Source organism: Acinetobacter sp. AM (assembly GCF_003105055.1).
In the GTDB taxonomy this organism is placed as follows: Bacteria; Pseudomonadota; Gammaproteobacteria; order Pseudomonadales; family Moraxellaceae; genus Acinetobacter; species Acinetobacter tibetensis.
On sequence record NZ_QETG01000025.1, the window covers coordinates 1 to 21,193 of the forward strand.

General features: G+C 38.9%; 17 protein-coding genes and 1 pseudogene. 9 read left to right on the forward strand and 9 right to left on the reverse strand.

Annotated elements, in window-relative coordinates; translation table 11 throughout:
* Positions 1 to 451: pseudogene (locus tag DCO44_RS12965) on the forward strand (hypothetical protein); the annotation flags it as partial.
* A gap of 35 nt (positions 452 to 486) precedes the next feature.
* On the opposite strand, the gene DCO44_RS12970 reads toward DCO44_RS12965, so the two are convergent.
* Together DCO44_RS12970 and DCO44_RS12975 are read right to left on the reverse strand one after the other, a co-directional pair.
* A complete protein-coding gene (locus DCO44_RS12970) occupies positions 487 to 1,278 on the reverse strand; it encodes a pseudouridine synthase (protein ID WP_116762557.1) in 792 nt (263 codons plus the stop codon).
* A 691-nt stretch (positions 1,279 to 1,969) separates the two neighbouring features.
* Positions 1,970 to 3,106, reverse strand: a complete 1,137-nt coding sequence (locus DCO44_RS12975; protein WP_116762559.1) for a catalase family protein — start codon at positions 3,104 to 3,106, stop codon at positions 1,970 to 1,972.
* A gap of 748 nt (positions 3,107 to 3,854) precedes the next feature.
* Here DCO44_RS12975 and DCO44_RS12980 point away from each other — a divergent pair.
* Together DCO44_RS12980 and DCO44_RS12985 are read left to right on the forward strand one after the other, a co-directional pair.
* Complete coding sequence (locus DCO44_RS12980; protein ID WP_116762561.1) at positions 3,855 to 4,325, forward strand: hemerythrin domain-containing protein; 471 nt, start codon at positions 3,855 to 3,857, stop codon at positions 4,323 to 4,325.
* Positions 4,326 to 4,702: 377 nt separating this feature from the next.
* The gene (locus DCO44_RS12985; RefSeq protein WP_116762563.1) at positions 4,703 to 5,266 is read left to right on the forward strand and encodes a M23 family metallopeptidase; all 564 of its coding nucleotides are present in this window, start codon (positions 4,703 to 4,705) and stop codon (positions 5,264 to 5,266) included.
* A 193-nt stretch (positions 5,267 to 5,459) separates the two neighbouring features.
* On the opposite strand, the gene DCO44_RS12990 is transcribed toward DCO44_RS12985, so the two are convergent.
* On the reverse strand, positions 5,460 to 6,659 hold the full coding sequence (locus DCO44_RS12990) for a YbfB/YjiJ family MFS transporter (protein WP_213066320.1): 1,200 nt from the start codon (positions 6,657 to 6,659) through the stop codon (positions 5,460 to 5,462).
* 95 nt (positions 6,660 to 6,754) lie between these two features.
* A complete protein-coding gene (locus DCO44_RS12995; protein ID WP_116762566.1) occupies positions 6,755 to 7,369 on the reverse strand; it encodes a flavin reductase family protein in 615 nt (204 codons plus the stop codon).
* 157 nt (positions 7,370 to 7,526) lie between these two features.
* Here DCO44_RS12995 and DCO44_RS13000 point away from each other — a divergent pair, with 157 nt between their 5' ends.
* From DCO44_RS13000 to DCO44_RS13015, 4 genes are all read left to right on the forward strand, one after another.
* Complete coding sequence (locus DCO44_RS13000) at positions 7,527 to 8,915, forward strand: L-cystine transporter (RefSeq protein WP_116762568.1); 1,389 nt, start codon at positions 7,527 to 7,529, stop codon at positions 8,913 to 8,915.
* A gap of 156 nt (positions 8,916 to 9,071) precedes the next feature.
* Positions 9,072 to 9,896 carry a PhzF family phenazine biosynthesis protein gene (locus DCO44_RS13005; RefSeq protein WP_116762570.1) on the forward strand — a complete coding sequence of 275 codons (825 nt, stop codon included), beginning with the start codon at positions 9,072 to 9,074 and terminating at the stop codon, positions 9,894 to 9,896.
* A gap of 129 nt (positions 9,897 to 10,025) precedes the next feature.
* Positions 10,026 to 12,791 (forward strand): M16 family metallopeptidase, encoded by a 2,766-nt coding sequence (locus tag DCO44_RS13010; protein WP_116762572.1) that lies wholly within the window; start codon positions 10,026 to 10,028, stop codon positions 12,789 to 12,791.
* Positions 12,792 to 12,953: 162 nt separating this feature from the next.
* Positions 12,954 to 13,265, forward strand: a complete 312-nt coding sequence (locus tag DCO44_RS13015) for a hypothetical protein (RefSeq protein WP_116762574.1) — start codon at positions 12,954 to 12,956, stop codon at positions 13,263 to 13,265.
* 52 nt (positions 13,266 to 13,317) lie between these two features.
* Here DCO44_RS13015 and DCO44_RS13020 read toward each other — a convergent pair whose 3' ends face one another.
* Complete coding sequence (locus DCO44_RS13020; RefSeq protein WP_116762576.1) at positions 13,318 to 13,707, reverse strand: DUF3144 domain-containing protein; 390 nt, start codon at positions 13,705 to 13,707, stop codon at positions 13,318 to 13,320.
* A 109-nt stretch (positions 13,708 to 13,816) separates the two neighbouring features.
* Here DCO44_RS13020 and DCO44_RS13025 point away from each other — a divergent pair, with 109 nt between their 5' ends.
* On the forward strand, positions 13,817 to 14,449 hold the full coding sequence (locus DCO44_RS13025; RefSeq protein WP_116762578.1) for a hypothetical protein: 633 nt from the start codon (positions 13,817 to 13,819) through the stop codon (positions 14,447 to 14,449).
* 7 nt (positions 14,450 to 14,456) lie between these two features.
* Here DCO44_RS13025 and DCO44_RS13030 read toward each other — a convergent pair whose 3' ends face one another.
* Positions 14,457 to 15,917 (reverse strand): CHAD domain-containing protein, encoded by a 1,461-nt coding sequence (locus tag DCO44_RS13030; protein WP_116762580.1) that lies wholly within the window; start codon positions 15,915 to 15,917, stop codon positions 14,457 to 14,459.
* Between the two features lie 177 nt (positions 15,918 to 16,094).
* Positions 16,095 to 17,558: an inorganic triphosphatase gene (locus DCO44_RS13035; RefSeq protein ID WP_116762581.1), complete on the reverse strand. Its 1,464-nt coding sequence runs from the start codon at positions 17,556 to 17,558 to the stop codon at positions 16,095 to 16,097.
* Positions 17,559 to 17,941: 383 nt separating this feature from the next.
* On the opposite strand from DCO44_RS13035, the gene DCO44_RS13040 reads away from it, so the two are divergent.
* Entirely contained in the window at positions 17,942 to 18,325 is a 384-nt protein-coding gene (locus DCO44_RS13040; RefSeq protein ID WP_116762583.1) for a DUF962 domain-containing protein, read from the forward strand.
* Positions 18,326 to 18,833: 508 nt separating this feature from the next.
* Here DCO44_RS13040 and gloB read toward each other — a convergent pair.
* Together gloB and DCO44_RS13050 are read right to left on the reverse strand one after the other, a co-directional pair.
* Positions 18,834 to 19,565: a hydroxyacylglutathione hydrolase gene (gloB, locus tag DCO44_RS13045; RefSeq protein WP_116762585.1), complete on the reverse strand. Its 732-nt coding sequence runs from the start codon at positions 19,563 to 19,565 to the stop codon at positions 18,834 to 18,836.
* A gap of 142 nt (positions 19,566 to 19,707) precedes the next feature.
* Positions 19,708 to 21,138: a pyridoxal phosphate-dependent aminotransferase gene (locus DCO44_RS13050; protein ID WP_116762587.1), complete on the reverse strand. Its 1,431-nt coding sequence runs from the start codon at positions 21,136 to 21,138 to the stop codon at positions 19,708 to 19,710.
* Positions 21,139 to 21,193 lie beyond the last annotated feature (55 nt).

Here is a 21,193-nt window from a genome sequence, read left to right on the forward strand (position 1 = left end):
TAAGGGAAAAAATAAAGATTCTATTGAAAATATGAATATGATTGAAAACCTTGCAAATTTAGAAAAACATCGATTAGCAAAAATTAGGAATCATTTAGAGCACAGGTCATTTAGAATTATTGATGATTTTGGGTATGAGTTAAGTACAAAATTCGATTCTTATCCAGAAATAAAGTACCAAGAATTATTAAAGAGAAAGGAGTATTTAGAATACCATAACCTTCAAAACTCAGAGCAGTATTTAGAGGTTTTGGATCAAATAAATGAGAAAGAGATTAAATCTAAATATATATTCGAAATGCCTATTTCAGAATTTGAGCTTTCTTTAATGAATTTGGCGAGAAATGTTAGAAATTCACTAATGTATTTATCCTTGGCGGTACATTATGAAGAGAGGAAAAAGCCAATTGATAGTGAGTTAGTTATAACGAAAGTGGTACCAATCAAATAAAAGCCCACTTACGTGGGCTTTAAAGCAATCAACTTTTAACGACCACTACGTCCGCGACCACGTGGTGCTTTGGTATTTGGGCGTGTTGTACCATTGGTTTTACGCTTTGGTTTCTCACTTTCATCCATTTGCCAGATACGTTTAGTACCTGAAGTCTTTTTCACTGAACCATCTTTGTTCTTACGAACCATAGGTTTACCACCAGTACCGCCCGGTTTTTTCACATAAGAGCGTGAACGGTAAGGTTCTTCAGCAGGAATGTTTTGAAAGTCAGGGTATAAAAGTGGCTCAATTTCTTTAGTTTCACCTGGTTGTAAACCCATTTGAACCAAATCAATTGCACCAATTTTAGTACGAATTAAACGTAAAGTTGGAAAACCTACAGCAGCAGTCATACGACGGACTTGACGGTTACGACCTTCGCAAATTGAAATTTCGGCCCAAGATGTAGGAACAGATGCACGGAAACGTACAGGAGGATCACGATCCCATAACCACTCAGGTTGTTCAACCTTAGATGCTTTGGCAGGTAAGGTCATGCCATCTTTTAATTCAACACCTTTGCGAAGTTGCTCTAATGCTTCTTCGGTTACATCGCCATCAAGCTGTACTAAATAAGTTTTGTACTTTTTGTTTGCAGGGTTGGTAATGTATTGATTTAAACCACCGTGGTCAGTTAAAAAAACTAAGCCTTCAGAGTCCATATCAAGACGACCAGCTAAACGCAAAGTCGAATCGTCTATAAAATCAGACATCGTCATGTGTGCTTCGTCTTTACGAAACTGCGACAGCACATCATAAGGCTTGTTAAGAATGACTATTTTCACTTTAACCTACTAGAAAATTTAAAAAATTTGTTTGGACTTGTTTGAATTACCCGTTTGGTTACCCGTATAAGTGGGAGTAGGTCGGGAAGGGTAAAGAAAAAGCCCACGATATTGGGGCTACTATATCAGATTTCGGCTTGTGCTCCTCAATTTTATTCTTTACATATGATGTGTAACTCTCTTTGCTTTGAACCCTGCAAGTATTCATTGAATATCTGATTTCATGCGCTCGTCAGTAGATTAAGGTATGGATCTAATTCAGCACGATGTTTATGTCTGAGCTTGAATAAACTCATCGCATGCTGAAATATCGCTCTCAAGAGTATTCAATGAGTGAGATTTATCTCCTTTCAAATATGAACGGATAGGGAGACAGACATCTGCAAAAGTCAAACCACTTGCTACCTATACAGCCAGTAATCGCGGAAAACACAGTGCAATACACATCAAAGACCGGGTTGATGATTTCTTCCATCATTGCAATGGCAATGTGTGCTGGGTAGGTGATTACGTTGCACTGATCAACATGCGGTGGATGCTTAGTTGCATACATCCTTAATACAGTTTCTGATACGGTAACTGAATATGTTGTGGAAGAAGTTCCGTGCCCATACGGACATCTTCTTTAGACACAGATATTCACTGACCATTGAGTTAAAGCATAGGGCTCCTTCATTTATTTTCATTACTATCAGGGTTCGAATCTTTCAGTCGAATTCATTTCATGTCGGACGCGACTAATCTGGTCATAGATGACTTTGCGCATTCGGTTTATAGCGCCAAGTGGTTTGTGTTCGGCTAAAGCATGCCATGGCGTAAAGGAGAGGTTTTCACAAAATTTATTTTGCTCAGGGGTATCAAATACTTGCTGAGGAATACGAATCGTTGCCACCTTGTAAAAAGGGGCTTGGTCTTCTTTCCATTCAGTCATAGAGTCTTCGACGGACATTGAGCTGGATGTTCGAGGTTGGACTAAAAACTCCATGCATGCATCACTTTCTTGCAAACTCGTACGGAGCGCATCTCTTAAGAAGTTCTGCTGAGGTTTAGCTGGAATAGGGCTGACAACGGTCGAACACGCTCGTGCAGAATATTTTACCGCTTGACGATTGGTACCTAATCCCAATTGATAGGGCACCATAGACCAGTATCTAGTTTGCAATGGATTTGAAATTTTATTTCTAGTGTTTAAGGCAATCCAAGTCCCTTTAACTCCTAATGCAAAAGGGATATGCAGTTTTTTTAGAAATTTATCACTATTGATATCTTGCATGAATGACAGATAACGAGCGGGATCATTGGCAAAAAAGACAGGATGATTGATCATGATGAAATCTTGCGTGGAAGTGGCCTCATCTGAAAGATTTTTCCCTTGCACGGCTAAAAGTTTGATTGCCATGCCACGTGCATCTTTTTTAATATCTGCTTGTTTAGCATTACTCGATCCATTGGAAAAACGAATCCATGCTTGATAGGTTTTGCCTGGAATAAAAGCACCTTGAATCAGGTTTTGAGGCAATGTTTCATTTATTTTGAATTCTGCACGTACGCAACCATGCGCTTTAGGGTGTGCATCACGTAGTGCGATATCTGCGGCATATTGTTTTCGGATTGACAGTTCAATGATGTCTGCAATTTGCTTGGCCGTGGCTGCCTCATTTGGATAAAGACTTTCACTTAAACTGGGATCTATATTGGGGTAAATAAGTGCTTTAGGGGTATTTAGTACTACAGGCGGGGTGTTTGCAGACGCAATAGTGGTAACACTTATGAATAATACAGTGGGAAAAAGTAAACCTAAGAGCTGAGGTCTTTTGAAAATAGGCATTGATTGCCTCCTTGCTTAAAGTTGTTATTTTTAATTCTTGGATTTTTAGCCAGATGATGGAAAATGATCTAGATTTATTCAATATATAGGATAATAAAAATATCTGTGGTTTTTATTTATCGCTTCTTTTTTAGAAAACTGAATGATGGTTTTTAAAAAAATGATGAAGATTTGAAAGTGTTCGGTGATGACATTACGTACCTGAATATGTAGCGATAATAAATGTGTGAGCTAATCAGAAAAAAGTAAATTGCTGAGTCAATTGTAAATTTTTCATTAAAAAATCTGAATGTTATGCGCTTTAAAATTGGATAATATCCATTCTATTGGGTAGTGAAGATTATTTTATTCAGCTAAGGCTGTAGCTCTAAAGTTATGGGGAAGTTTTTTGATTTAGTTTGTACAACTAGCATTTTATACGCTGTAGTTTTAGGGATTGATCATGCAGCTCTTCTTTGAGAAGGGTGCGAAATCTTCTTATGCAATCGCTTTAAATACAGGGTGAGCGGCTTATTCTTTTTAAATTTTTTGTCTGCAACAAAGTCTTAACATTTAGCAGATTGAGCTGTGGTTGCAGCTAGGATTATTGGATTCTTTTCCATTAACAATGAATGGCAGTAAAAACACAATTTGAAAAAAATGGTAATGCATTACGCTTAAAAATAAAACAGTTTGTGAACAGAGCATATTTTGTGAAATGTTCATAGTAGGTGCATATCCATAAAATGAGTTTTGAGGATTAACCCCAATGACAAATACAACAATTTTTGAAGCATTAAGACAAAGTCACGACAAGCAAAGAATGTTATCTGAACAATTAATTCAGACTTCGGGAGACACTGAAGAAAGACATGAATTATTCAATGAATTAAAAAATGAATTATTTGCACATTCAGTCGCAGAAGATAGATATCTTTATATTCCACTGATGATGACCGATTCAGGTCTTAATATCACCCGTCATGCATTAGCAGAACATCACGAGATGGATGAGTTGTTAGAGCAATTGAGCGAAACTGAGTTTAGCCATCCGAGTTGGTTGGTAATTGCAAAAAAATTATCTGAAAAAGTCCACCATCATTTAAAAGAAGAGGAACATGGCTTTTTTCAACAAGCAGGAAAAATTTTAGCTGAACAGCAAAAAACTCAATTGGCTGAGCAGTATTTGAAAGAATATAATAAATATCTGAGCAAGGAAAAAGATAGTCTAACCAGTTGATGTGGGAGTGGATGTATATAAATTGGCTCTACATGAAAATTGTTTAAAAAAAAGGATCTTTTAACAAATATTTTAAATATATCTTTAACCAAAGTATTGTAAATAGTTCTCAGTTTTGGCAGTATTAGCACAAGATTTAAAGCTGATAGTTCCCTGACTTGTTTTAAATTTTTAAAAGCCTACATGACTCATTTGTAGGCTTTTTTTTGCTTAAAAATTATATTGCATAAATTGAGGTTGCAGTTTTATCTAATGAAGAAATTGCTTTGTTTTCTGTTTTGAAGTGGTGGGGGATTTTGCAAGATACCAAAACACTATTGGGAATTGTAGGGCTCATCGTTAGAATTGAGTCAATTTAAAAAGCTCACATTATTAGAATGAAACCTCAATACCGAAGCATTAAAATTATAGCTGTATTATTACCTCTTAGTTGCATGTTGCTGGCATGTCAACCGCCTGTTTCAGGTGAGTCTACAGGTTGGAAATATCCTGTCTTGCAGTTTCAATTGGCTCGTCAAAATCTCTCGACACAATTACCTATGCCTGTTAAAGGCATTACCTCGAAGCAAATAAATGATACATGGGGTGCTGCAAGAGGTCAGAATCGTAAACATGAAGGCATCGATATCTTTGCGAAACGAGGCACTGAAGTACTGAGTACAACGCAAGGAATCGTTGCTAAGGTGGGTTTAGATAGCTTAGGTGGCAAAGTTGTGTGGGTGATTGGCCCAGATTTAAGTCGACATTATTATGCGCATTTAGAGTCTTATGCTCCACATTTAGAAGAGGGTGATTGGGTGGAGCAAGGCTCAGTACTGGGTTATGTGGGAAATACGGGCAATGCGAAAAATACACCACCACATTTACATTATGGTATTTATTTTACTGGGCAAGGAGCTGTGAATCCTTATCCATTTTTAAGCCATAAGCAGGGTTTATAAAGGCATATTCTTCGTGTGTCAGGTCAGCAAGATGATTGTTCAGATCGGATTACATGAAAGACAAGAACAGGTTTTAGGGCATGTTGAAAAAAACAACATTGCCCTATTTTTGATGATTATCCAATTTCTTGAGAATATCCAATTCTTCTCAATACGACCAATTTTGAAGGCCTAGAATAAAATATCTGCCCACCTAATCTGTTATTTGTTTACTGTTTTGGCTGGTTTTTGCATGCGGGCGAGTAAACCAAAACAGTTGCAAAGTGCCGAGCAATAGTACCGCAGAGGCAATGCTAAATTGTTGATGATAAGACACACCAAAATGCTGCAAAGTGCTAAAACTAATCCCACCGAGCAACTGAATAGTGGCAAAGCTGAGCGTTGCCATACTCCATAATTTTTTATATGCCAGACCGTACAGTTGCAAAATGGTATAGGAGGTTAGGAAAACTACGGCAGGGTTAAGTAAACCTGTGAGGAATGAAGATATAAAGGTAAAAATAGGCGAAAAACTCAGTACTGCAATTAAAACAGCAAAGATGTAGATGCTATATAACACTTTCAGTGCGGCAAAATTCCCAAGTCTACGCGCCAAGGCGTATGCACTATACGCCCCTAAAGCACTACCCAGACCATATAGAATCCAATTGAAATTAATCCAGAACAAATTCAAAACCAATACATGGCTCAAGTAGTCAATCCAGAATAAAGAATGGGGAATATAGGCAAAGGCACTACAGGCATATGCAATCAACAAGCTGTAGTAAATGAAACCGACTTGATCTGATTGGGACTGTGTTGCTGGAATAGCTTGTAGTTGGGCTTGAAATGGACGTACCAGAAACCAGAGCAATGCACTCATGCCAAAGGCGAAGGCACACAAGATTAGCCACGCAGTAGAAATCTCAATTCTGTCGAGATAAGGCATAAATAACGTGGCACATAAAACGCCTAAACCGATACCACTAAAACCAATAAAGTTAATTTTAAAGCGATGCTGCAAATCGCTACATTGCGCGACCACACTTGGAGACAGAATCATCAGTAAGCCACCACTGATACCTGAAATAAAGCGCCACGTTAAATACCAAATTTCTGAAAAACTGGAAAAGGCGCAAGCAAACAGACTGATTGAACCCAGAAAAGCAGCGCTAATGATATAGATGGGCATTTTGGGATTTTGTGGGATTTTCATTGCCCAGTAGGCACCGACTAAATAGCCCAAAAGGTTGGCACTGCCTAAAATACTGGCAAAGTTATGACTCCATTCATAGGCTTCGCGTGTTGAAGGCAGTAAAGCGGTATAGGAAAAGCGCAAAATGCCGATGCCCAAGCACATACTCAAACAAAGAAATGCGCTGAGTTTGATGGTATTTGAGAACGTCCTGTTCATATAATTTGACTAATTGTTTAAAAAATATACTTGAACTATAAGGTGAAAAATCTAGAAAAACAATCACTGACGTTTCACCTTTAGTCGAGCATCATTCAAGGTTCGGGAAGATTAAAGTCTTCACTTTTGTTGGCATCAACAGCATCCCCAATGGTGTAGTAATGACCACCCGCAACATGATGTACACTTTTCCAAGCTGGATCAGCTTCATGGTAATACCAATGTCCATCGCGGAACACGCGATCATCTGCATAGGCAGCAATGACTTTACCAATAAATAAATCATGTGCTTGCTGATTGTGTGGTTCGGGTATAAGTTCACAAATAAGCCAAGCAGCACAGCCTTCCACCACAGGTAAGTCAAAACCGTCAAAGTGAAAGAGTGGAGTATGACAATGCTCAAGTTTAGCTGGATCATCAAACTGGCTGATTGAACCTAAGGCTTGTACCAACTCAATTTGCTTTAAGGTGGGAACTTGTAGTGCAAAATAACCTGAACCTTCAATTAATTTTCGGGTTTTGGTGCTTTTATCCAGTACGACAGATACTTTGGCTGGAACTAACTCTAGAGCACATGCCCAAGCAGCCGTCATGACATTTGCTTCTTGCTCATGTTGTGCAGACACTAAGACGGTTGGGCCATGATTGAGTAAACGATACGCCTTTGCCAGTTCGACAGGTTGAATGTGTGGATTTAACAGCTCAGCCATATTTAGATTCAATAAGATTATTTTCTCGGACATATCATAACTCTGATCGTTGCAGGAGTAGTCTAAATTTGAACACTTGGTGAGTCTGTACAGGTAAAGCCAAAAGTCGAATTGAATTTTGATTTATAATAGGGGTTACATTATTTAGGGAAAAAACATGAATATGCCCTTAATCATCAATGTCATCCTCTTTGTGGCATTGCTGTTCTTATTAAGTCGGACACGTCATACCAATTGGAGCCTTGCCAAAAAGGTGCTTGCTGGTCTCTGCTTGGGGGTGGTGTTCGGTTTGCTCTTGCACGTGGTGTATGGCACAGGTTCAACGGTGCTGCAAGAGTCGGTGCAATGGTTTAACTTGGTCGGTAAAGGCTACGTCAAACTACTGCAAATGGTGGTCATGCCTCTGGTCTTCGTTTCCATTTTAGGCGCAGTGATTAAGTTGCATGATGCAGGTTCACTCGGCAAAATCAGTTTTATTAGTATCGGTACCTTATTGGCCACAACAGCGATTGCGGCTTTTGTCGGTGTGGTGGTGACCAATGCTTTTGGACTCACCGCGGCAGGTTTGGTTCAGGGGGCACAAGAAACTGAACGTCTGAATGCTATTCAGACTGACTATGTGGGGCAAGTGACAGGTTTACAAGTTCCAGATCTGTTTCTATCTTTTATTCCGACCAATCCTTTTGCTGAACTCACTGGCGCTCACCCGACTTCAATTATTAGTGTGGTGATTTTTGCCGTATTCCTTGGTATGGCTGGCTTAAACTTAATTAAGTCAGATGCAGAGAAAGGGCAAAAACTGCTTGCTGCGATTGAAATTATGCAAGCATGGGTGATGAAATTAGTCCGCTTAATTATGACCCTTACGCCGTATGGTGTATTTGCCTTAATGACCAATATTGTGGCGAATTCAAAATTGGCAGACATTCTAAATTTGGGTGGCTTCCTTGTCGCATCTTATATAGGTCTGGGCATTATGTTTGCTGTGCATGCACTCATTTTGTTGTTTACAGGTGTCAATCCAGTTCAATTCTTTAAAAAGGTTTGGCCTGTACTGACTTTTGCATTTACCAGTCGTTCTAGTGCAGCCAGTATTCCACTCAATATTGAGGCACAAACGCGCCGTCTGGGCGTACCTGAGTCGATTGCCAGTTTCTCAGCCTCTTTTGGCACAACCATTGGTCAAAACGGTTGTGCAGGTTTATATCCTGCCATGTTGGCGGTGATGGTAGCACCAACGGTTGGGATTAACCCATTAGATCCAATCTGGATTCTGACTTTAGTTTGTGTCGTAACGCTCAGTTCTGTTGGTGTTGCAGGTGTGGGTGGTGGTGCAACCTTTGCTGCCTTAATTGTGTTGCCGATGTTGGGCTTACCCGTGACTTTAGTGGCGCTACTGATTTCGATTGAACCTTTGATTGATATGGGACGTACAGCATTGAATGTGAATGGTTCTATGACTGCCGGGATGGTCACCAGTCAAGTCTTGGGGCAAACTGATCAAACTATTTTTAAACAAGAAAATGTTGATTTAACCGAGAATTAATTTCGCTGTTACATCATAAATAGGAAAGTCAGTATTTTGGATATTGGCTTTCTTTTTTTGTGTCATGCAACAACTGTATCCATAAATCAAATAAATTTGTATCTGTTATTGTTTGACTGTAACGGCATAATCATAATGAAACAATGGAGATAAATCATGAAAATGTATCAAGTCGATGCTTTTAGCAATGCATTATTTAAGGGGAATCCTGCGGCAGTAATTGTGACTGAACAATGGTTAGATGAAGCACTGATGCAAAATATTGCTTTGGAAAATAACCTGTCTGAAACTGCATTTGTAAGAAAGATTGATGCCGAGCATTTTGAAATTCGTTGGTTTACACCTACAGCAGAAGTTGATTTTTGTGGGCATGCAACTTTAGCCAGTAGCTTTGTACTATTTAAAGATTTTACTCCAGCCAAAACCATTCATTTTCATGTGAAAAAATTGGGTGTTTTTGTTGTGAGTCAGGCGGAAGATGGCAAAATCTGTATGAATTTCCCAATCCGCCGTGCAGAAAAAGTAGAAGATTATCCTGAACTTTTAACTCAGGCACTCAGCAAGCCATTTAAAAATGTTTATCTGAATCAACAAGCTTACATTGTAGAGTATGAAAACGTACAAGATGTTTTGGATGAGCAGCCAAACTTAGAATTGTTAAAGCAATTGGGTTCTTTACGTACTGCTATTACGGCACATAGTTCAAGTGTAGATGTTGCCATTACTGCTTCAAATGCAGAGTATGATTGTGTGTCACGTTATTTTGCCCCTGCAATAGGCATCAATGAAGACCCTGTCACAGGTTCTATTCACACTGCCATAGCGCCATTGTGGGCAGAACGATTAAACAAAACAGAGTTGATTGCATATCAAGCCTCTACGCGAGGTGGCGAATTGTATTGCAAAATTGTTGATCAGGAACGCATTGAAATTTCAGGTTATGGCAAACTCTATATGCAGGCAGAGTTGTTCTTAGATTAATCATATTTGAACAAAGCAACACTCAAAACTGAGGGTTGCTTTGCAAAACTTCACTATAAATACCATTTTCGATTCCGTAAGATAGTCAGCCTATAAGATATTTATATAACTGAATATATTGGAATTAACATGTTAATGCGGTTGAAAAAACTTACTTTCTCTCTGTTTTTTGTTGGTTTAAGTTCGGCTGCTTGGGCACAGCCTGTTTTGGTCAAATCAGATCATCAAATTGAAGAATATAAATTAGATAATGGTTTTCGGGTGATTTTGGCACCCAACGATAAAGAAAATAAAGTCTATATGAACACCATATATCTAACAGGCTCATTGAATGATCCGCAAGGTAAAGGAGGGCTAGCACATTTATTAGAGCACCTTGCCTTTAAGGGAACACAAAATGTCAAAGGTGAAGAATTCCAGCGCAGATTGGATCAATACACTTTAATGACCAATGCCAGTACCGACTATTATTCGACCCGCTATATTAACGTAGTTCGTCCAGAACAAACCGCTTTGAATGAAATCTTGCATTTAGAAGCAGAGCGTATGGATAAATTGGTCCTGCAAGAGAAGTTTGTTCCTTCTGAAATTGCCATTGTGAAACGTGAGCGGGAAGTACGTCTGGATCAACCTTTTGCAGTGTTGATGGATCAGATGTGGAAATCGGCTTATGGAAACCAGTATTTAGGACGTTTACCAATTGGCGATTTAAAAGAATTGCAGTCCATCAAAATGAATGAACTGAATCAGTTCTACCGTACGTGGTATGCACCGAATAATGCTGCCATGGTGATTGCAGGTAAATTTGATAAGGCGCAAGTCCTTAAGCAGATTGATCAACAGTTTAGCTCAATTCCTGCACGGCAGACTCCTGCTCAGGTTCAAGTGCCACAGCTTGATGCAAGTAAAATTAAACAGCGTGAATTTAAAGTGGCGAAGGGCAGTGATTTAGCCAAGTTCAATATTTATCTGAATGGGAAAAATGAACAGATCAAACCCGCTTTAGCTTTGTCACCACTGTTGTATACCATGCAGCCAAGCGGGCATTTATATCAAAGTATGGTAGAAACAGGCACCAGTACCATGGTGCAGGCAACCACATGGCTAGATCGTGATTTTAATTTGGTCTTTATGGGGGCAATGTATGCACCGAATCATAATGCCGAACAAGTCGATCAAGCGCTCGATCAAGGAGTTGAAAAAAACCAAGCTTTTAATGAAACTGAATTAAAGCGCGTGAAAAGTCTCATTCAAAATCAGGCCGACAGTATTCAAAGTAACTCTGCGGCATTGGGTTCACGTCTGGCGGATTATTTCGTAGCAAGTCAGGGACGTTGGGATCAATATTATTTGGATTTAAATAATATTCAGAACCTCAGTTTGAATGAGGTGAATCAGACCTTAAAACAATTTTTAGTCAAAGAGCATCGTATTTCTGGGGATATTGAGCCTACTCCAGAAGATCAGAAAAAAGCCATGCAACAGCAGCAGGCAAAAGCACCAAGTAAAACTTTAGACCATCAGGTTCAAGCACCAGAGCCGCTAAAAGATGTGAGCGTGTATCAACAAGAAGTGGCGCAATACGTTGCAAGCTCTCAGCAATATTTGGAAAAGAATGAGAAGAATATTCAACGTGGTGAATTTAAAAATGGGATGAAATACGCGCTTTATCCTGTTGCGACCCGTGACAATAAAACCTATGCCACCATTAATGTTGAGTTTGGTACAGCCCAAGCTTTAATGAACAAAAGTGAAATTATTGATTTCACCTCTTATTTATTGCTCCGTGCTTCGGATAAATACAGTCTGCAAGACATTGCCGATAAATCCATTGATGCAGGTGGTTCTGCAACAGCATCATCGAATGGTAATGGTATGACCATTCAAATTGTGGCGAAAAAAGAAAAATTTGAAGACTTCTTTAATTATATTGTCGAAGTCATGAAGAACCCGAAGTTTGAGCAGTCACAGTTCGATTTAATCAAGTCGCAAACGTTGTCGAGCTTAAACCGTCCCTACACGGAGCCTGAAACCGTTGCAGCGCTAACCATTGCACGTTTAATTGAAATCTATCCGCAAGGAGATTTGCGCTATCACTTCGAACCTGAATATGCCAAGAAGCAATATCAAGCTTCTAGCAATGCGCAGGTGAAGCAACTGTATCAGCAGTTCTTTGCCATGAATCATGCGCAAATCGCCATTACAGGCGAGTTCAATGCCAAGAAAATGTTGCGTACGGTAAAACAACAGTTTGGGAACTGGAACGGTACTCAAGCTTATGCGCAACTGACGTCTGAATATACGCCGTATAAAGCACAGAAGCAGCATGTGCTATCCGAGCAACGTGAATTTGGCAGTTATCAAAGCTTACTGACTTTCCCACTAGGTGAGGATCATCCAGATGCACCAGCCATGTTGGTGTTTAGTTACATTCTCGGAGATTCTCAACTGTCTTCACGTTTAGCTCAGGAATTGCGTGAGAAAAATGCTTTAGTGTATGGCTTTGGCAGTGAAATTCAGTTAGATGATTGGGTGAACTCAGGTGCACTGAGTATTAGTGCTAATTACACCGCAGGTAAAGCTGAGCAAGTGTCTCAATCAGTGCATAAAGTTTTACAAGAATTGCTAGATCATGGTGTCACAGAACAAGAGTTAGAAGCGGCTAAAGCCGATATTCTAAAAAACCGAGTAACAGCTTTGGAAGATGAACGCAATATTCATCAAATGCTGACTTCGCAATTAGAACGAAACCGCGATTTATTGTTCCGTAAAAAACGTGATCAAGCGATTGCCAACTTGACCAAAGCAGATGTGGACCAAGCCATCAAAAAATACATTCATCTCGATCAATTGGTTGAAGTCATGGCAGACCAATATGGGCAGGCTAAGCCTTAGTTTTTCTGAGTTCTAAGCATCTTGAATGTTTTAATAAAAAGTCACAATTTTGTGGCTTTTTATTTTATAACTTGCAGTTAAATTAAACGGATGGTAAAAAATAAACAAAATTTTATATTACTTCTTAATAACGAAAACATCATTTTGATTGAGTCTATCTATATGAAGAAAATTCTAAAAATTTCTGGTTATTTGCTTTTTGTATTTGCAATCGGTACTTCTTACGCTACAGCAGCGACTGAAACGCGTACCATCCGTACTGAAAATGGGCAATTGGTATCGCTTGGCGATAGCTATATTCAGTTGGTGCAAAATATGCAGCAATCGCCAATGTCGGTGCGGAATTACGAGTGGAAAGAAGGCAGGAAGCAGCTTACTGCATCAGACTATGTGTATTTGGTGGGGAATACCTATTACACCGTCACCATTGTCGATAACGTAATAAAAAAGATCGTTTGGGATCGTAAAGTTTAAGCAATAAAAAAGCCCTGAGTCTAAGCTGAGGGCTTTTTTATTTTGCCATTAATTAATGGTCATGATCATGCTTGTTGGCATGGAATTCCTCGTTATGGCGGAAACGTAAATAGTTCTCGAACTGTTCACAGTATTCGTCATAGTTATCTTCTAACATCATTTGGAATTGTTGCATGACATAAGACATCACTTGTTCTTTGGCGTCACGCATTTCATTGCCATCTTTAAAATTATTCGCTGCGACCCAAGTATTGAAACGTGCTGTTGCAAACAGCATAGAAGCACTTACTTGACCACGAATTTCATTGGGTTTGACTTGCTGTCCTTTGGCTGGGCGACAAAATTCATTGGCATGTTTAATAAATTCATCTGCACGTTCAAAAAAAGCAGCATTCAAAGCTTCTTCTTCGGTGACATCGGTAGCGTCAATCTTTTGAACCATGACTGTTCCTAGCTAAAATTTCATTCTGCATTATAGGCAAAGCCTTGCAGAAACAAAACCTTTGACTTAATCTAAAAATAGCCTAAGCATTATAAAAATGGAACGCGTTATGTCAGATGCTATTGCAATTCAAAATCTTAAACATGATATTTCACTGTTGCGCCAACAAATTTGGCCGCCACAAACTTTGGCAAATGTAGAAGGACTACCCATTTATTATGGTTCGGCAGAAGATGTCGCACACTATTATCAACAATGGCAAGATTTAATTGAGCGGGCGCAACTGTTGAGTCAACCTTTTTTAAGCGATGAAGTGGTCGATGCCATTCATTTACCCAGTCATCTTAATTTACCGTTGTTTTATTTCCATGTAGACCGAATTCGAATTAATAAAACACGGGCTAAAGAATCCAAAACTTTTAGGGGAATTGCCAGTTTATTAGATAAATGCGGTGAATTTTCTGCCGAGCAAGTAGCTGTAATGCAAGCTTGGCTAAATAGTGATGAACAGGCAGCATTGGTCGCACACCGTGAGTTTATTGATCTTAGAACCTATGTGTTTCAGCATGGGCAAAGTGAATATACCCGAACCCGATTTTATGTGAATGGTATTGTGTTAAGCACCGAAGAACACTTTAAACTGGTCGATGCACGGGATAAGCCACGTAAGCAACGCAGCGATAGTTATAGCGACCCGCTTGCAGACAATGAGGTGTGGAAGGTTTTTGGGAAATATCGCTAAGTTAGTTTTATGCCCAAAACGGTTTAATTTTCCTAAATGCTTTCAGTTGTTTATCGACGTGTTTGAGTTGTTGTTTTTCCTGTTGTTTAAGCCAGTGTATGGCACATGTTACCTCTTCATTTTCGGGTAATTCATGAAAGAATTGCTCGGCAACCAAGAGGTCATTATATTGTCCTAAAAGCTCTTGAATGGGTTTAATGGCTGTTAAATAGTGTTTCACGGCTTTTTTACGGTATAAGCTACGCACAAATTCAATGTTGTAACGTAAATGTTTAAAGCGTTTACGTAGCATGTGTTTCTCTTCATCTTCTAGCTGAGAAAAATGACCAATATCATCCGCAATCTGCTGATGGGTTTTCTTTAAGATTTTCTCAGCATATTTTATAAATGGTTTTTCCTTTTTATTTTTAAGGTTCGGTTCAGAAGTCATGTAGTCCATCAATTCTAATATTAATTGATTGGTTTCTACGGATTGAAAAATCCACATGATTTGATTGTGATAATTCTCAGCATTTGGAATGTCTAAATGTGAGCAACCTGCTTGTTGCAATTGTGGTAATAGGGTTTCACGAATGGCATCGGTATCTCGTGCATGACCTAAAGACTGAAAGATGATACGGAGCTGTGCTGCCCAGTATGGTGGGATATTATGCACCAAGTGGGCATAACTTTTTAAAGCACTCCGCATGCGCCGTATTGCGACACGTGCTTGATGTACATGTTCGCTATTATATGAGCCGCTAGCGAGGGCAGTGGCATTGGGCAAAAAATGTTTAAAGGTGTTATTTAAGATGATCTGTACAGCACTATTGGTTGTCATTGCCTGATCTAAAAGAATCGGTTCAGCATACTGTGGTAATAACATATCCTGTTGTTGTAGATGCAAATCTCCCCGTTGCGATTTACTTCGTGTGTCTAGCCAGAGTTGATATTTATTCATCCATGGTTCTATGCAGCGAATTAAGTCATGAATGGAGCCTTGTACCAGTTCAAATTCAATTTCAAATATTCTTAATTTTTCATTTTGGAAAACCAAATGACCAATGTCCAGACAAACTTCAATTTCAGATTGATTAAACAATAGTATTTTGGAAATGCGCTTTACATCGGTAGAAAATTTAATTTGAAATTTTTGAGCAGCATCAGGAGTGGTTAATAAGGTGGGAAGTTCATCTAAGTGGTCTTGATACACGCCTAAATTAAGTTTGGGCTGCTTTTTTTTGCCCAAGTCAGATTCAAACTCAAAACGTTCAATCTGGCGTGCAGTTTTATATTTTAGGGTCTGAATCCAGTGACTTTGCTCTAAACGTAATCGGAGTGCAATAGATTGCTGTGCCAATTGAAAATCTTCGGTATCGTAATAATGGGCGAGCAAACGCTGCTTATAGACTTTGGAGGCGCAGAAATCTTGATAAATCATGTCCTGAAAAGCTTCTGGAATTTGAAATTTGAGTTCAATTTCTGACATGTTCTAGCCCTCGCACTGGAGTTTTTAAAATTATTTTAATCGCGCTAAATTTATATCTTGGCTAAAGTGACTGAAGAAGTCCAGTAAAAATGTAATTTGTCTATTTCTAGATGTAGCAATGAAGTACATCCACAAACTGAATTTGTGGATGTAGATGTATTGGGGGTATCAAGTAGCTTAGAATTTAAGGAATTTACGACTCACCATAAATTGTTCAGTCGCATCTAAAAGTGCTTGAGCATACACTTCTTGTTTTGCAGTCAACCAACCCAAAACAAACCAGTCACTTGCTTCTAATTCGGTTTGCTGAATATAGGCGGCAGATGAACTGAGCGTTAAGTATTCTTCGGCAGCCTGATGCGCTTCATTTAATGCCTTGCTGTATTTTTGCAGATTTTTCACATCGTAAATTGAGGTGAGTATGGGGAAGCTAAACTTGAGTTCGCGAATACGTTGTGAAAGTTGCTCAAGGCTTTCAAATTTTGTGACTTCAGTTTCTAAAAGCTGCTCGTGTATCTGTTTATATTGTTGTTGTAGGGTGTTTTGCGCATAAGCTTTTAAGTCCAACTCTTGCGTAGCAGTGCTGCTTTGTAAGCTAAACATTAAAAGCTCTAAAAAGTGATGGACATTGAGTGTTGATCGCACCAAATTATTCAGCTTTTCTTGTGCATATAAAATATCTTGGGTTAGGCTGGCTACAGTTGTTGGATTTTGAAGTAATGCGCCCAAAGTACTTTGCATGTGCTCAAGCTGCTGTAAATTTTCAAAATGATGTTTAAAAGCCGCCAACTGATATGCCCATTTATCTGAAACGTCTTTGCTCCACGTTTTAAATAAGGCAGAAGTTAAATAGAGATGATCCAAAGCCAAATAAGCTTGTTCAAGATGCTCTTTTTCGGCAACGCCTGCGGAGATGGCTGCAATATTTGGAAGTAGGTGCTGTAACTGTTGCGCGATGAGCGAGCGGACATTACTGTCAGCACTGTCTTTTTTGACTAATTGAAAAGTTTTGCTCTGTTGGGCAGGGCTAACGTGTTGCTGAATAGAGAGTAGATGTCCCATTTCGGCTTTACTGCGCACATCTAACCAAAGTTGATATTTTTTAACCCATTCAAAACTAAAGGCAAGTAAAGACTGAATAGAACCTTGTTTGAGTTCAAATTCAACTTCATGGACTTCTCTTTCTTCAGTTTCAGTGGCTAAGCGACCAATATCGAGGCTGACTTCAATTTCAGCATCTTCGAAGTGAATCACACGATAAGTACGCTGAATATCAGATTCAAACTGTAATTTTAATGAAGCAAGCTCATCACCCAAAGCGTGTTGCAAAATAGCTCGTGCTTCAGGTTCATGTTCATAAATCGTTAAATCTAAAGCAGGAGCATGTTCAGAAATACCGAAATCATGATTATGCTCGAAACGGTGCAAATGGCTTTTTCCAGCCGCTTTTAAGGTTTGAACCCAATGCTCACCCTCAAGGCGCAAGCGTAGGGCAACGCCATGTTGTGAAAGTCGTTTATCTGGCGTGTCGAAGTATTTTGCTTGCAGCTGAATCAGATTTGATTTTTTTGGGTCTAAGGCTTTAAGGAGCGTTGTTCTTTTTGCTGTAGGAATTTGAAATTTTAATTCAACTTCAATCATAAATTTGCCTTAGATTATGGTTCAAAAAGGGGAGGTTTTGTTCAGCTTGTGCTAAAAACTGATGTGACGCTTTAATATTAAATTCTAGCTGAAAAATTCTATGCTGTACGCGCTGATGAGTGAAATTATCGGCAGTTAATGCATTCTAAATTTTGAGTGCTGATGAAATGCTTCTAGTATAAACCTATAGGTGGTTTCTTTTGCAATGCGAGACCTAATCTGAAGTTTCAGATTGATCATTGAATCGTAAGAATAAACATTATTTTTGCCAATTTAAAAGCTCGAACGTAAGCAAAAATGTAATTGACCCATTTAAAGCAAAGCACAATGATATGGGGGCAAAATCAAAAGTTATACTTTCAAACAATCAGGATGATTTAAATATGAATGCAACTATTCAAACCACTGAAAATTTGGAGCATGTTCAAGCGCCACAATTACCCATTCGAAATTATAATGAATTTTATCGTTTTTATTTGACTGAGCACCGTAATATTACGAGTCGGCGTCTACATGTTTTAGGCACTACTATTGGTGCATATTGGATAGCGAAAGCCATTCGCCATCGTAAACCTAAATATGTGTTGTATGGTTTAATCCCAGGTTATGCTTGCGCATGGGCCGGACATTTTCTGTATGAAAAGAATAAGCCAGCATCTTTTAAACAGCCCCTCTACAGCTTTATTTCGGATTGGCGTATGTTGTCTGATATTGTCCGCGGTAACCTGAGTTTAAAATGCCGTTCATTGGATAAAATTCCAAGTTAACTTTTATCCAAATTAAAGTACATTTGTCTAGTAATATTGGGTCATAACGCTTATATATGTATTTGTTATACATGATTTTTAATTGTGCAATAAAGTGTAATCTTCAAATATATTCATGAAAATGGCTAGGATGTTCAATCCTTCTGATGTAGTATAAGTTTCAGAATTTTAGATGATCTTGTGTTTACTCAAGATACAGCAAGTTTCCAATGCCTAGAGTGACCTTTCTCTGGGCTTTTTTTATTTGAGATGTAAATAAACAAATACCTATAATTAAAAAATTGGGATGATGAATTGAAAGACTCCCTAATTTTTTGCCCACATTGCCCGTGTGGTTAGTGCAAAAATTAGAGAGTCATGTTTATTTTCAGTTGTTATTATAATTATTGAAAATAAACGAAATCTTTCAGTTTTATCGTTGTATTTTATTGCTTTTGTGTCTTTATTAAACCGTGATTTTGCTACTTGCTCTATCCCCAGAACTAGGGATTTTTGTTAAATGCAAAAATTAAAAGTTATCTTTTAATTCACGTAATTTTTTAAATTCTTCGACACTCTCTGCTCTTAAAAAAGGATTGGTTTCTAGTTCAATCGCAATATTACTAGGGAGTGTTGGCTGACCCAGCATTCGTAAAGCCTCTACGTGCTCAAAGCGTTGCTGAATTTTAAGATTATCAGGTTCTACATGTAGCGCAAATTTGGCATTGGAAAGGGTGTATTCATGGGTGCAATATACTTGGGTTCGGGGGGGTAATGCCGCCAAACGGTTCAAGGAATGATACATCTGTTCAAAAGTCCCTTCAAATACCCGACCACAGCCCATGGCAAATAACGTATCCCCACAAAAAACCAGATCAAGCGCATCACTAAAATAGACAATATGACCTAAGGTGTGTCCAGGAACGGCAATCACATCTATATGAATATCATGAAAATTAAAATGGTCACCATCCGCGAGTGGGTGGGTAATAAACGGAATTTTACTCAGTTCATCGCGAGGGCCATAAACAGGGATATTGCGATTGACCAAGAGTTCTTGTACACCACCTATATGGTCTTTATGCCAATGTGTAAGCCAAATTTGCTTCAGGTGCAGTTGATGTTCTTGACAATAATCTTCAACCAACTGTGCTTCGGTTGGGTCTACGGCAATTACTTCATGGGTTTCGGTGTGTTCGAGTAACCAAATATAGTTTTGTAATTGATTTTTTACATCAATGATATGTACTTGATAAGTCATATTATTCGCTCGTTATCTATTGTTATCAAGTTTAGCATTGAATGCCTTAGGCTCACTATTTCAACGTTGTAATTAATAAGTCATGGGGATGAGATAAATGCAAAAAAGCCGCATCAAAATGCGGCTTTTTCAAATATTAGAATTAACGTAATTTTGCCAAGAAACGACCCACTCGGGTAATGGCTTCACGCAGTTCATTTTCTGCTGGCAAGAACACGACACGGAAATGGTCTGGTGTCGGCCAGTTAAAACCAGTCCCTTGAACCAATAAGACTTTCTCTGCACGGAGTAAATCGAGCATGAGTTTCTCATCATCCTGAATTGGGTACACGTCTGGATCAAGTTTAGGGAAGCAATACATTGCACCTTCAGGTTTGACACACGACACACCCGGAATGTCATTCAGCATTTGCCATGCGATATTACGTTGCTCATACAAACGACCACCTGGGCGGATTAAATCATTAATCGACTGGTAGCCACCTAATGCAGTTTGAATCGCATATTGTGCTTGATGATTGGCACACAGACGCATAGACGCAAGCATGTCTAGCCCTTCGATGTAATCCATTGCACGTGATTTATCACCAGTAATGGCCATCCAACCTGAACGATAACCCGCAATACGATAAGCTTTTGATAAACCATTGAATGAGATACACAGTTGATCACCTGCTAACGCAGCAACGGAAACATGTTCGATACCGTCATAAATAATTTTGTCGTAGATTTCATCTGCAAATAAAATCAGGTCGTACTTTTTCGCTAAAGCGACAATTTGTTCTAATACATGGCGTGGATAAACAGCACCAGTTGGGTTGTTCGGGTTAATAATCACGATACCACGGGTATTTGGCGTGATTTTACTTTCCATGTCGGCGATGTCTGGGTACCAGAAATTTTCTTCATCGCATTTATAGTGAATTGCAGTACCACCCGATAAGTTTACTGCCGCAGTCCACAGTGGATAATCTGGCATTGGCACCAGCATTTCATCGCCATCATCCAATAAACCTTGCATCGCCATAACAATGAGTTCAGATACGCCATTGCCGATATACACATCATTCACATGCATATCGAAAATGCCTTTTTGCTGGTAATACTGGCAAATGGCTTTACGTGCAGGGAAAATTCCTTTTGAGTCGGTATAACCTACAGCATTGGGTAAGTTTAATGCGACATCATTAATAATTTCTTGTGGGGCTTCAAAGCCGAAGGGAGCGGGGTTGCCAATATTCAGTTTAATAATTTTATGGCCAGCTTCTTCCATCTCGATGGCCGCTCGTAACACTGGTCCACGGATGTCGTAGCATACATGCTCGAGCTTAGACGATTTTTTTATTTCGCGTGGGGTTTGGGTGGTGTTCGGCATTTTGATGTTCTCGGAAAGAGTGGAGGTCACTTTTGCATAACGATATAAATAACTTTTAAATGTTTCAGTTGTTACCAAATCGAGATCATGTTCATCTCGGAGTAAAGCAACAATTTTTTCATGCGTAAATCCCGCCTGTTGATATTCTTTAATCACAGGCAGTAGATGTTTAAAAATAACGCTCTTTTTCTGCGACATTTTTTAATCCTGAATAAGCATGATCACAAGAATAGCACCAATTTTGCTCACAAAA